The sequence below is a fragment of the Mycolicibacter longobardus genome (assembly GCF_002102265.1).
Classification (GTDB): Bacteria; Actinomycetota; Actinomycetes; order Mycobacteriales; family Mycobacteriaceae; genus Mycobacterium; species Mycobacterium longobardum.
In genome coordinates, this window is record NZ_LQPG01000017.1 from 121,331 (window position 1) to 134,186 (window position 12,856).

The 12,856-nt window shown below is 64.9% G+C and carries 12 protein-coding genes; 5 read left to right on the forward strand and 7 right to left on the reverse strand.

The window, feature by feature from the left end:
• Positions 1-201: 201 nt before the first annotated feature.
• The 5 genes from AWC16_RS09125 to AWC16_RS09145 form a co-directional block, all read right to left on the reverse strand.
• On the reverse strand, positions 202-1,578 hold the full coding sequence (locus AWC16_RS09125; protein ID WP_085264424.1) for an MFS transporter: 1,377 nt from the start codon (positions 1,576-1,578) through the stop codon (positions 202-204).
• 184 nt (positions 1,579-1,762) lie between these two features.
• Entirely contained in the window at positions 1,763-2,527 is a 765-nt protein-coding gene (locus tag AWC16_RS09130) for a glucose 1-dehydrogenase (protein WP_085264425.1), read from the reverse strand.
• Between the two features lie 51 nt (positions 2,528-2,578).
• Positions 2,579-3,562, reverse strand: a complete 984-nt coding sequence (locus tag AWC16_RS09135; RefSeq protein ID WP_085264426.1) for an aldo/keto reductase — start codon at positions 3,560-3,562, stop codon at positions 2,579-2,581.
• 45 nt (positions 3,563-3,607) lie between these two features.
• Positions 3,608-4,630 carry a zinc-dependent alcohol dehydrogenase family protein gene (locus AWC16_RS09140; protein ID WP_085264427.1) on the reverse strand — a complete coding sequence of 341 codons (1,023 nt, stop codon included), beginning with the start codon at positions 4,628-4,630 and terminating at the stop codon, positions 3,608-3,610.
• A gap of 2 nt (positions 4,631-4,632) precedes the next feature.
• Positions 4,633-4,986 carry a carboxymuconolactone decarboxylase family protein gene (locus tag AWC16_RS09145; protein WP_085264428.1) on the reverse strand — a complete coding sequence of 118 codons (354 nt, stop codon included), beginning with the start codon at positions 4,984-4,986 and terminating at the stop codon, positions 4,633-4,635.
• Between the two features lie 228 nt (positions 4,987-5,214).
• On the opposite strand from AWC16_RS09145, the gene AWC16_RS09150 reads away from it, so the two are divergent.
• Positions 5,215-6,138, forward strand: coding sequence for a helix-turn-helix transcriptional regulator (locus AWC16_RS09150; RefSeq protein WP_085264429.1), 924 nt, complete (start codon positions 5,215-5,217; stop codon positions 6,136-6,138).
• Between the two features lie 390 nt (positions 6,139-6,528).
• Here AWC16_RS09150 and AWC16_RS09155 read toward each other — a convergent pair whose 3' ends face one another.
• A complete protein-coding gene (locus AWC16_RS09155) occupies positions 6,529-6,915 on the reverse strand; it encodes a DUF5997 family protein (protein WP_085264430.1) in 387 nt (128 codons plus the stop codon).
• A 28-nt stretch (positions 6,916-6,943) separates the two neighbouring features.
• Here AWC16_RS09155 and AWC16_RS09160 point away from each other — a divergent pair, with 28 nt between their 5' ends.
• The gene (locus AWC16_RS09160; RefSeq protein ID WP_085264431.1) at positions 6,944-7,657 is read left to right on the forward strand and encodes a LysR family substrate-binding domain-containing protein; all 714 of its coding nucleotides are present in this window, start codon (positions 6,944-6,946) and stop codon (positions 7,655-7,657) included.
• A gap of 18 nt (positions 7,658-7,675) precedes the next feature.
• Here AWC16_RS09160 and AWC16_RS09165 read toward each other — a convergent pair whose 3' ends face one another.
• Positions 7,676-8,857: an NAD(P)/FAD-dependent oxidoreductase gene (locus AWC16_RS09165; RefSeq protein WP_085264432.1), complete on the reverse strand. Its 1,182-nt coding sequence runs from the start codon at positions 8,855-8,857 to the stop codon at positions 7,676-7,678.
• 115 nt (positions 8,858-8,972) lie between these two features.
• On the opposite strand from AWC16_RS09165, the gene AWC16_RS09170 reads away from it, so the two are divergent.
• The 3 genes from AWC16_RS09170 to AWC16_RS09180 all read left to right on the forward strand — a co-directional run bounded on the left by AWC16_RS09170 (position 8,973) and on the right by AWC16_RS09180 (position 12,802).
• Positions 8,973-9,722, forward strand: a complete 750-nt coding sequence (locus AWC16_RS09170; RefSeq protein WP_085264433.1) for a TetR/AcrR family transcriptional regulator — start codon at positions 8,973-8,975, stop codon at positions 9,720-9,722.
• Between the two features lie 154 nt (positions 9,723-9,876).
• Positions 9,877-10,839 (forward strand): class 1b ribonucleoside-diphosphate reductase subunit beta, encoded by a 963-nt coding sequence (nrdF, locus tag AWC16_RS09175; protein WP_085264560.1) that lies wholly within the window; start codon positions 9,877-9,879, stop codon positions 10,837-10,839.
• Between the two features lie 397 nt (positions 10,840-11,236).
• Positions 11,237-12,802 (forward strand): DUF4236 domain-containing protein, encoded by a 1,566-nt coding sequence (locus AWC16_RS09180; protein WP_133055925.1) that lies wholly within the window; start codon positions 11,237-11,239, stop codon positions 12,800-12,802.
• The last annotated feature ends 54 nt before the right edge of the window (positions 12,803-12,856 follow it).

The following is a 12,856-nucleotide window of genomic DNA, read 5'->3' on the forward strand; positions in this document are numbered from 1 at the left end:
CCCCTCCGGCGCTGATCAGGTGACCTCGTAACCGGGGTCGAAGTCGCACACGTCGGCTTCGCCGTTGGCAACCACCAGCCACCACCGGGAGACCGCGCGTAAACGCTGACTTGGGTCAGGTCTGCTCCAACAGGAAATGAAAACGCCCAGTCTCCAGGTGCTTTCGCAACGGGGGAGCCGACGATAAACGAGAGATCCAACTCAAGGGTCGGCGCCGATAGCGCCGGTCGGATCTCGGCCCAGGAAGGATCCGGCCACACCGATGGAGCAAACAGCGGCCGACACCGCGAACACCAGCGGATAGTCACCGACGTTCAGTGCCAACGACACCCAGGCCGCACCTAATGCCGACCCGGTGAACCGGATCAGGTTGAACAACCCCAGGCCGGTGCCCTGGGCTCCCGCCGGTGACCGCGTGGAGCCGGTAGCCGTCGGGGTCTGGACCAGCGCAACGCCCACCCCGGTGGCCAGCAGGAGCGGGATGAGCACTGCCGACCGGGCCGGGGCGATAGCGACCGCGGCCAGTGCACTCTGGGCGCCGATGAGCACGATCAGTCCGGCGCGCAGAACCCGCCGCGGCCCCAACCGATCCTGCCGGCGCCCCACCGTGGGGCCGAGCGTCACCATGGCAGCCGGGATGGCCAACAGCACCAGTCCGATGACCGTGGACGCATACCCGCCATCGGCCATGAACAGTGGCACCACCAGCAGTGTCGCGCTCAGGCAGAACATCTGCGCGAACGAGGCGATGCTGCTGCGCACAAATCGCGCTTCAGCGGCCAGGCGCACCTGCACGAACGGATCGGGTACCCGCAGGCAGTGGAACACGAACCAGGCCAGGATCAGCAGTGCGGCCACCAGTGCACCCAACGCGGACCACCGCGCCGGCCCCGGCGCCAGACCCACCGACAGCACCAACAGCGCTGTACCCACGGTGAGCGCCACGGCGCCGGGCAGGTCGATGCGCATGTGGGTACCGGGGAAGGCCGGGATGTGGCGCAGCGTGCCCACCAGGCCCAGCAGGGCTACCGGGACCAACGGCACGAACACCCACCGCCAGCCCCAGCCGTCGGCGATCACGCCCCCCATGGTCGGTCCGATGGCCTGGCCGATCCCGTTGACCGAGGCCCACACCCCGATGGCGCGGGAGCGTCGGTGCGCCCCGAACAGCCAGCTGATCAGCCCCATCACTCCGGGTGCGAAGGCCCCGGCGAACACACCGCCCAGCGAGCGCCAGGCGATCAGCGACGCCAGGGACGGTGCCGTGGTGGCGCCGATCGCACACGCCGCGGTACCCACCAGCGCCACGCAGTAGGCGCGTCGCCGGCCGAACCGGTCCCCGGCCCAGCCGGTCAGCGGCATCGTCGCGGCGAACGTCAGCAGGAAGCCGACCACCACGAACACCCCGCTCGACAGCGGGGCGTTGAACTCGGCGAGGATCTCCGGCAGCGGCACGTTGACGATGTTGTTGCTCAACGTGCCCACCAGCGTCCCGCACATCAGCGCCGACAGCGCCGGTCCGGTGCCGGAGTCGTCATATCTCGCCCTGACAGAGGCGGCGGCGTCCATTTCGGTCATGGTGTCGCGGGGTCAGTTCTCGCGTACCCGTTCGACGTTCCGCGCATTCCCGACGCCGCCCCGTGCCAGACCGGAGACCGAGACGCCGAGCGTGGCTGCCACGAGGGCTTCGGGTGCGGCCTGCTCATGGAACGAGCCTAAGCGCGTCGAACAACTGGCTGAAAGTCGCGCGGGCCGTTGGTGGCTACTGGGCGGTGTATGCGCCGTCGACGGGGAGCGCGACGCCGGTGACGTAGCTTGCGGCATCGCTGCAGAGCCAGAGCACCGCCGCGGCGATCTCGTCGGCGTGGCCCAGTCTGCCCATCGGGATCGCGGCGAGAGCGGCTTGGGAGTCCAGTTCGCCGCCGGCTGTCATCCGCTCGACCATGGGGGTGTCGATGGTGCCGGGGCATACGGCGTTGACGCGGATGCCGAGTGGCGCGTATTCCAGCGCAACGCTTTTGGTCTGGCCGATCACCCCGTGCTTGGTGGCGTGGTAGGTCGCGCGGCCGTTACCGCCGACGAGGCCACCCAGCGACGAGCAGTTCACGATCGATCCGGAGCCTTGTTCCCGCATCTGTGCCAGCTCGTACTTCATCGACGCCCACACGCCCTGCAGATTCACCGAGACGATCTTGTTGAATGCGTCGGCGGTCTCGTCGGCGGCGCCGACCGGGGGCAGCATGATGCCGGCGTTGTTGAAGGCCACGTCGAGGCGGCCGAAGATTGCCACCGTGGTGTCGACCGCGTTCTTGACCTGGAGTTCGTCGGCGACGTCGCAGCCGATCGCGATCGCATTGAGCCCCTCGCCGGTGAGTTCCGTCGCGAAGCGTTCTGCGACCTCGATGTCGCGGTCGACGATCGCGGTTGCCGCTCCGGCCTGGGCGAAGCTCCGGGCGGTCGCTGCGCCCATGCCGGCCGCCGCACCGGTGACGAAGGCGACCCTGTCGGTGAAGTCGTAGGTGATCATGGTGAGTCCTCTCGTTGAGATCGGGTTACGCGCAGTTTCCGCAGCACGCTGTCACGCCCAGCCCGGTTTCAGGGTTTCGGTGCGGTCGGTGGCCGGAGCGGGGGTTGTGGACAGGTCGGTGACCCGGCGGTATAGCTCCTCGGTCATGGTGATGTCGAGTGCGGCGAGGGAGCCTTCGAGCTGGTCGAGGTTGCGGGCCCCGATGATGGGAGCGGTGACCGCGGGGTTGGCCATCACCCAGGCGACGGCCAGAGCCGGGGGCGTGACGTCGAGGTCCGCGGCCAGAGCGGTGAAGCGTTCGGCGGTGGCGAAGTCGCTGTCGAGACCGAATCGGTCGGTGTAGCGAGGAACGTCCACCAGCCGTCCGCTGGCCGGTTTGGCGGTGCTGGTGTACTTACCGGTCAGCAGGCCGCCGCCGAGTGGGCTATAGGTGATGACGCCGAGCTGCTGTGCGGCGGCCAGCGGCAAAATTTCGACCTCGGCCTGTCGGCGGACCAGGTTGTACATCGGTTCGATGACCTGGAACCGGGCCAGGCCTTCGCGGGCGGAGACACCCAGGGCCAGGGCGATCTGCCATGCGGCCCAGTTGCTCACGCCGAGGTAGAGGATCTTTCCCGCCCGCTGCGCCTGGTCTAGTGCGCGGAGGGTCTCCTCGATCGGGGTGTTCTCGTCGAAGGCGTGGACGAAGTAGACGTCGATCCAGTCGGTGCGGAAGCGTCGCAGGCTGGCGTCGACCGCGAGGCTGATGTGGCGGCGGGACAGTCCGGCGGCGTTGGGGCCGGTACCGGTCGGGTAGAACACCTTCGAGGTGATCACCACCTCGTCGCGCTCGTCCTTGATCAAGCGTCCGAGGATCTCCTCCGATGCGCCGCCGCTGTAGACGTCGGCGGAGTCGAAGAAGTTGATACCGGCGTCGCGCACGCGCCGGTACATCTCCGCAGAGCTTTGATCGTCGGCCTCGGCGCCGAACGACATTGCGCCGAAGCACAACGGGGAGACCTGTACCCCGGTTGATCCGAGTGTTGTGTATTCCATGCGCTATCCGTTCTGTGCTACTCGAATTGGGTGAGTGAATGACGGCTACGGTTGCAGGAGCGCCTTGATGGCGCGGCGTTCGTCCATCGCTCGGTAGGCCTCAGCGGCCTGCGCCAGGGGAAGGATGAGGTCGAAGACCTTGCCAGGGTCGATCTCGCGGCGCCAGATGCGGCCGATGAGGTCGGGGAGGAATCGGCGCACTGGGGCGGGCCCGCCCATCAGGTGCACTTCGGCGTTGAAGAGTTCTTCGCCGGGGATCTGGACTCCGTGCGAGACGCCGACGAATCCGACGTGTCCGCCGGGCCGAGTGGAGCGGATGGCCTGCATCATGGCCTCCTGGGTGCCGACGGCCTCGACCACGCTGTGCGCCCCGAGGCCAGCGGTGAGTTCCTTGACCCGGGTCACACCTTTGTCGCCGCGTTCGGCGACGATGTCGGTTGCGCCGAACTTCAGAGCCAGCTTCTGCCGCGGTTCATGACGGGACATGGCGATGATGCGCTCGGCCCCAAGCTGTTTGGCGGCGAGCACACCCATCAGACCTACGGCACCGTCGCCGACAACGGCAACGGTCTTGCCCCGCCCGGCCTCGGCGGCTACCGCGCCGAACCAGCCGGTGCCGAGAACGTCGGAGGCAGCCAGCAGAGACGGGATCAGGTCGGGGTCGGGTTGGCCGGGAGTGGCGACGAGGGTGCCGTCGGCCAGAGGGACGCGCAGGTACTCGGCTTGGGCTCCGCAGGCGCCGACGTACTGGACGTTTTCGCAGCGGGACTGGTAGCCGGCGCGGCAGATGGCGCAGGTGTTGTCGGAGGCGAAGAACGAGCCCACGACGAAGTCGCCGACCTTGATGTTCGTCACGGCATCGCCGACCTCGACGACGGTGCCGACGTACTCGTGGCCCATCGGGGTGGGGCGGTCGACAGGGTTGATGCCGCGCCAGTCCCACAGGTCCGAGCCGCACACGCAGGTCGCGGCCAGCTGAACGACGGCGTCGGTGGGTTCGGTGATCCGGGGGTGCGCGCGCTGTTCGATGCGGACATCGCCGGGAGCGTGGATGACGGCTCCGTACATGGTCAGCTCTCCTCACCGGTGTTGTTGGTATCGCCGAAGATCTGCTTGGCGACGCCCATCGCGGACATGGCGTTGGGCCAGCCGGTGTAGAAGGCCAGGTGCAGGATCGCCTCTTTCAGCTCTTCCACGGTGACGCCGTTGCGGTGTGCGTAGTCGATGTGGAAGGTCAGCTGTTCGGTCTTGCCCATGGTGGTCAACGCCGCAACAGTGATCAGACTGCGGTCCCGCTTGGACAGGTCGGGCCGTGCCCACACCTCGTCGAACAGCACGCGGTCGGTGTAGTGCACCATGCCGGGCGCGAAGTCGCCGAAGGCGCGCTGGCCGCCGGTCCAGCCGGTGTTCTGTTCGTCGGTCATCGCTGGTGTCCTTTCCTCGGGAGTGTGCTGGTCAGTGAGCCGTCGACGACGGCACCCATGGATACGTACCCGCGCGCGCAACCGTTGACGCGGCGGGCGCGGGTCTCGATCTCCTGGAACATCACCTGAATCAGAGAACTCCTTCTCAGCAGCGCGCGGCAGGTCGAGTCAGCGGGGGTACAAGTACAACCCCCCACTGCAGGGGGAACTCGTCGTACCGTCGGAAGGATGAACGCCAGTGGTGTCCCGGAGCGGACCGACATACGCGACTTCCTTGCCACCCGCCGCGCCCGGATCTCTCCCGAACAGGTTGGTCTCCCGGCCGGTGGAACTCAACGCCGAGTTCCCGGGCTGCGCCGTGAGGAAGTCGCCGTGCTCGCCGGGGTGAGCACCGACTGGTACACCCGCCTGGAGAAGGGCCACATCCGCGGTGTCTCCGACGATGTGCTGTCCGCCGTCGCACGCGCGTTGCTGCTCGACGACGCCGAGACAGCGCATCTGTTCCATCTGGCCCGCGCCGCCAAACCCGCTCGAACTCCACGCAGGCGTACACCCGTCAAGCTACCTGCGAGCCTGCAGCAGCTACTTGACGCGATGACCGGAGCGGCCGTGTTCGTCCGCAACGGCCGGCTCGACATCATCGCCACCAACGCCCTTGGCCGAGCGCTGTACGCGCCGGTGCTCGACGAGCCGGCATGGAAGGCCAACATCGCCCGCTTCAACTTTCTCGACGAGCGCGCCGCGGACTTCTTCCCCGACTACGCAGGTTCGATGGACACTACCGTCGCGTTGCTGCGCACCGAGGCGGGCCGCGATCCGTACAACAAGGACCTCACCGAGCTCATCGGCGAACTCGCTACCCGCAGTGAGCATTTCCGCAGTCGTTGGGGCACTCACAATGTTCGCAGTCACAACACCGGGCTCAAACACTTCAATCACCCCGTCGTCGGGGCTGTCGATCTGTCCTATGACTCCCTCGACGTCCGCTGCACAGGTGATGACCAACTGGTGCTTACCGGCTACACCGCGCCCCCTGGATCCCCCGCCGACGAGAAACTCCGTATGCTCGCCAGCTGGTCGGCGCCCACTTCGACGGCTCGAGCCGAGGAGCACGACGGCTCACGCACCGCCGGGCAAGAGCCGCGGAGCTGACTCCGCTGGCCAGCTCGATGTGTTCCGGCGATGCTGTGAGCGCGCACCAGTTGGGGTAGCGGGCTTCCCCGGACCCGCGCCTAGCAGGGCAGCGGAGCCCCAGTGAACAGATCGCTGCCGCAGCGCCTATCACGGATACCGGATCCGATGGGCGGGACGGGATTGGGATCTGTTCCCGGTTCTGCGGTCGGATCTGACGGGGGCGGCGGCGCCGGTTCCAGCGCTGCGGGCGGACCACTTGCGGCGGCCGCGACCGTGGGCATTGCGAGTGGGCCTGCGGTGATCAACAACAGCGCGACGGCTGCCGCGGCGAGCGCAAACCTGTCCTTGAGCGTTGTTTTCTTCACGTAGCGATGCTACGCAGCTTGTCTAGCGGCTGACTGGCGGAAATCAGTTCTGGCGAGCCTGTTCCGCATGCAGCGACTTGAGGCGGCGCTGTTCACGCAACACCGTCTGGTAGCTCTCGCGTTCTGCGACCAGCCACTCCGGTTTCTCCTCGAGCAGTTCATTGATCTGTTCGGTGGTAAGTGCATTCCCGACGCCGCCCCGCGCCAGACCGGAGATCGAGACGCCGAGCTTGGCTGCCACGAGGTTCTTCGGGTGCGGCCCGTTCTCGCGGAGGTCCTTGAGCCACTGCGGCGGGTCTGCCTGCAGGGCAGCGAGTTCGGCGCGGGTGATCGGGTTCTCCTGGAATTCCGCAGGTGTCGCGGGCAGGTACACGTCCAGCTTCTTCGCCGCCGTGGCGGGTTTCATGGACTGCGCGTTCGACCTGCTCATGCGTCGAGCTTATCGGTAGCCTGATGCGGTGACCCGGCGCTCCCTCACCCTCGGGTATGTCCCCGGCGGAACGCCCGCGAAGTGGGCTCGGATCTGGGCGGAGCGTCACCCCGAAGTTCCATTGCAGTTGCACGCCGTTGCCGCGGCAGACGCGGCCGATGCCGTACGGACCGGCGCCGTCGACGTGGCGTTGCTCCGGCTTCCGGCCGACACCTCGGGGCTGGCCGCCATCCCGCTCTACGAGGAGACGACAGTGGCCGTGGTGCCGGCCGATCACATCCTCAGTGCCTTCGACGCGATCACCGCCGCCGATCTTGACGGTGAGCCGACGCTGCTCCCACTCGACGATGTCATCGACTGGGCGGAAGCTCCCGGAACTCCAGTCGATTACCGTCCCGAAACCACCAAGGAAGCAATAGAACTCGTCGCCACGGGGATGGGCGCGCTCATCGTTCCCCAGTCACTGGCGCGGCTGTATCACCGCAAGGACCTCATCTATCGTCCGATCAGCGACGCGCCCACCTGCCCGGTGGCGCTTGCCTTCCCGGAGGGGGAGCAGTCGTCACTGGTCGAAGAGTTCGTCGGCATTGTGCGGGGCCGCAAACCCGGCTCGTCGCGGGGACAGACTCAGCCGGTACCGAAACGCACCGCGCGGGAGAAGACCCTGGCCAAGCAGGCCGCACGCGCTGCTGCGGGAAAAGTGGCCCGCAAGCCGGGCCGAGCCGAGCGCGGTCGCCGCTGACGTAACCTGTTGACCAACTCAGTACGTGTGCGCCGGCCCCTGCTGCCCCGAGTACAGCCGAGCCAGCATCAGGTCGCGGAATCGCGGGTTGTCGAGCAGCTTGAGGCCCGCATTGGCCAACGCCGGCTTACCGGCCAACTTGTGAAAGAACCGGCCGCGCTTGTACTCCCGGCCCCAGGCGGCTTGCATCCGCTGGGCGTAGTTGGTGAAGTCGTCCGGCCCGCCGTTGACCAGCGCCGCGACCGCGCACTCGCCGGCGGTCAGCCCGGATTCCAGCGCCTTGGAGATCCCGGCGCCGGAGGTCGGCCGGCCCGCGCCCAGCGAGTCCCCGGCGAACAGCACCCCGGGCCGCCACGGCGGCCACGCGGTGAAGCCCATCGGCAGCCGCCAGGCCCGCACCGTCTTGGACTGCTTGAGTTCGGTGATCGACGGCAGCTCCCAGTCCCGCGGCAGCGTCTCCAGGAACTCGCCCAGGAACGTGGTGGCGTTGATGGCCTGCCAGTTCTTGTAGCTGTTGACGTAGCCCAAGCCGATGTTGACCCGGCCGTCGCCCAGCGGGAACACCCAGCCGTAGCCGGGCAGCTGGTCACCCTCGAACACCAGCTTCATGTAGATGTCGAGTGAGTCGACATCAGGCCGGTTGGCGGGCATCTCGGCGCGGATCGCGATCGCCGAGTAGCCGTTGTAGTCGGAGTCGAGCTTCAGCGCCCGCTTGATCGGCGAGTAGGCGCCGTCGGCGGCGATCACCGCGTCGGCCAGCACTTTTTCGCCGCTCTTGAGCAACACCCCGACCACCCGGCCGGTGTCGTCGAGCACCGGCCCGGTGGCCTCGGCGGACTGGCGGATCTCCGCGCCGGCCGACTCGGCGTGCTTGAGCATCAGGGTATCCAGCTCCGGGCGGCGCGCGACGTATCCGTGGTCGGGCATCCCGGGCCGGCGCGGAAACGACAGCTCCCACTCGCTCGGGCTGAACACCTTCACCCGGTTGACCCGGTGAAACTTGTCGACCTGCTGGGTGAGGCCCATCTTCTGCAGGTAGCTGACCGCACGCGCGGTCAGGCCGTCACCGCAGGGCTTGTCGCGGGGGAACTCGGCCTTGTCCAGGACGACGACGCTGGCGCCGGCCTGGCGAGCCTGCCAGGCGGCCGCCGATCCCGCTGGGCCGCCGCCGACGATGGCCACGTCGAATCGTTGCGTCACTAAATCTCGTCTCAACTATGCGCGGTGATGCGTCTTGGGCCGGCCGGGAACTGCCTTCGATGCTATCGGACCAGGTCACCATGCGGTCTCCCCAGGTCAGCCGGGGCAACGCTGTATGGTGCTTGACGTGCGCGGAACTCCTAGACCCAAGCCGGCCGAGAACGGTGGGCAGAAGGTGGACGCGCGCAGCGAGCGTTGGCGCGAACACCGCAAGAAGGTCCGCGGCGAGATCGTCGAGGCCGCCTTCCGGGCTATCGACCGGCTCGGGCCCGAGGTGAGCGTGCGGGAGATCGCCGCGGAAGCCGGCACCGCCAAGCCCAAGATCTATCGGCACTTCGCCGACAAGGACGATCTGTTCGAGGCTGTCGGTGCCCGGCTGCGCGATGAGTTGTGGACGGCGATCTTCGCCTCCATCGACATCGCCACCAACTCGCTGCGCGACATCGTGCGGCGCAGCGTCGAAGAGTACGTGACCCTGGTCGACGAGCATCCCAACGTGTTGCGGTTCTTCATCCAGGGCCGGATGCGCGCCCAGTCCGAGTCGACGATGCGGACGCTCAACGAGGGCCGGACAATCACACTGGCGATGGCCGAGATGTTCAGTAACGAGCTGCGGGATCTGGACCTCAACCGGGAGGCGATCGAGCTGGCGGCGTTTGCGGCGTTCGGGACGGCGACCTCGGCCACCGACTGGTGGCTCGGCCCGGAACTGGACAGCCCGCGGCGAATGCCGCGCGACACGTTCGTCGCCTACCTGACCACCATCATGATCAGTGTCGTCAACGGCACCGCCGACAACCTCGGCGTCGCGATGGATCCCGACCGGCCGATTCGCGAGGTCGCGGCCAACGAGCAGCCCGCCTGAGCGGGCCCGACGCGCCTCCCGTCGTGGTCTCCGGCTGATCACGCAACGACACGCCAAACACAAGACCTTGTGTTGCCACCCGTTATTCGCCACCAGGGGTAGTGTCGAAGACCTAGGTCCCGGCGTGTGAAATGAGGTTCTGGTGGCTGAGGGTATGAAGCTGATCGACCGGACATCCGCGATCAACTGGAACCGAGTGCAAGACGAAAAGGATGCCGAGGTCTGGGACCGGCTGACCGGGAATTTCTGGCTCCCCGAGAAGGTGCCGGTGTCCAACGACATCCCCTCTTGGGGAACCCTGACCGACGACGAGAAGCAGCTCACCATGCGGGTCTTCACCGGCCTGACGCTGCTGGACACCATCCAGGGCACCGTCGGCGCGGTCAGCCTGATCCCTGATTCGCTGACCCCGCACGAACAGGCCGTCTACACCAACATCGCGTTCATGGAGTCCGTGCACGCCAAGAGCTACAGCCAGATCTTCTCCACGCTGTGTTCGACCGCCGAGATCGACGAAGCCTTCCGCTGGTCGGAGGAGAACCCCAACCTGCAGCGCAAGGCCTCCATCGTCATGCAGTACTACCGCGGTGACGAGCCGCTCAAGCGCAAGGTGGCTTCCACTCTGCTGGAGAGCTTCCTGTTCTACTCCGGCTTCTACCTGCCGATGTACTGGTCGAGCCGGGGCAAGCTGACCAACACCGCTGACGTGATCCGGCTGATCATCCGCGACGAGGCCGTGCACGGCTACTACATCGGCTACAAGTACCAGCGCGGCTTGGCGTTGGTCGACGAGGAAAAGCGTCAAGAGCTCAAGGACTACACCTACGAGCTGCTCTTCGAGCTCTACGACAACGAGGTCGAGTACACCCAGGACCTGTACGACGGGGTGGGGCTGACCGAGGACGTCAAAAAATTCTTGCGCTACAACGCCAACAAGGCGCTGATGAACCTCGGCTATGAGGCGCTGTTCCCGCGTGACGAGACCGACGTCAACCCGGCGATCCTGTCCGCGCTGTCACCCAACGGGGACGAGAACCACGACTTCTTCTCCGGCTCGGGGTCGTCGTATGTGATCGGCAAGGCCGTCATCACGGAAGACGAAGACTGGGAGTTCTAGTTCGGGTGGTGCGGGGATCGGATCCAAATGGCTTCCGAGCGCGCCATGTTGCGGCGCGGAAACCCTTAGGGCGCTTCCCGTTGTGCAGGCGATTCTAGAAGGGCGATGCTAGGCATCCACACGATATGTCGCTGGTCGCCTGACCTTCGGAGGTGTGCCGTAGGGCGCGGTGGTGGCCAGCTGGTTCTCAGCGAGACGGCTCGGCCACAAGACCTCAAACGCAACCTTCTGTTTGACGAATCCCTACGTCACAGGAGCGCCAAGGCGAGGATCGTGGGCACGCTTCCGAAATCAGGTAACACACTGGTCGACGGGGCGGTGGTTTGAACAAAAAGCTGGAGTCAAGGCAACGTCACCCTGAATCCGCGATAGCCTTGGGCGTAGCGCGTAGGTGACTATGGAAATTGGCGGTGTGGTGGGCTTTTACTTTCGGAAGAGTATCAATGTTGGTCCCGTCAGGTTTAACCTTAGTAAATCAGGCCTCGGTGTCAGCACGGGGGTCCGTGGTTTTCGAGTGGGGACGGGACCTCGAGGAAACTATGTTCACATGGGACGACATGGCGTCTACTACCGAACCTCCCTGGGAAAACTCCTGAACCAAAATTCGGCTCAGAATTTGGAGCTGGAAGATTCGAGTTATCATCCCAATGAATTTCTTACCGAAGACGTCATTGGGTCGCAAATAATTCCGCTAGCACCTACGAATTCTGATGATATCGTTGATCAGCTCAATGCGGCAGCTCAGACGAGTCGCTGGGGACGGAAGCAAACGGTTGCGTTGTTCTATGACGTGAACGATGCGTCGGCGCAATGGTTCGACGCTTTGGTGCAGGCGTGGGGTTGGTTGACGGCATGTAATCGACTGTCGCAAGTAGTTGATCGAGGGGATTATGTCACCCTCCGGCAGCAGAAAATGAACGCCGGAGCGACCGGAGGTGTTTCGCGTCGAACCACGCAAGCAACGGTTTCCGGGCCTCCGCATCTCTCGACCAATATTCACGTCCCCGCGCTGGAAATGGGCGAAACGGGTCTATATTTTTTACCAGACCGAATTTTGATTCGAGAGGGTAAATGGTACAACACTCTCGGCTATACTGACTTAACGGCGCGGCATTCTACCGTCGAATTTATTGAGGATGGATCAGACCGTCTCCCTGCCGATGCGGTCGTGGTCGGGTCCACCTGGCGGTACCTCAATAAAAATGGTGGGCCGGATGGCAGGTTCGCCAACAATCAAAAAGTGCCAATCGTACAATACGGAGTTCTCCAACTTGAATCGCGACAGGGCAAGCGGTGGCAGTTCTATACCTCGCAGGTCCAAGCTGCTCAATATATTGCCGAGTTATTATCTCCAGTCGTCGATGATCGGACAACTAGACCACAGGACTCCCGTCCGGCGGAGCCAATAGATATCGGCGCTCTCGCGAAGCAGATTGATTCTGAAGAATTGACCAGCCAGATTCTGACCGAGATTCATGACTGGACGCCGGGTGTTCCTGTGCGATCCCCTTTCCAGGTCGGTGACAGAGTGGAATGCAGAACCGCAGGTGAATTATACGATGGTATTGGGACGGTTCGTGCTGCTTCAATATTATTGGATGTGGGTGGCGGCACGCCAACGTACCCAATGTTTCAAGTTGTACTTGGAGATCCTCAGCGGCCGGATTTGACTGACCCGCAATGGTATTCAGAAATATGCTTGAAGTGGCTTCCGGGCCGCCGAAATAGCGTCAAGTTCTCGCTCGGGGATCGAGTATTTTGCTACAGCAATGAACACGTGAACGAATATTCGGGAACCGTGGTTGGTATCTCATTGATGGACCACGAGCAAGGCTGGCAGTATCCCGTTTATTATGTGCTGCTCGATCAACGCGAAGCCACTGGATCGGACCAGAGCAATGCACCCTGGACCAGTTGGCCGAGGCGTGGGTATACGGAAGAGAAGCTAACCAGGATTTCCTAGACTTCACTGGGTACTAACCTGGTTTTGGAGACTTGGCCGAGTGCTGGCCGCCGG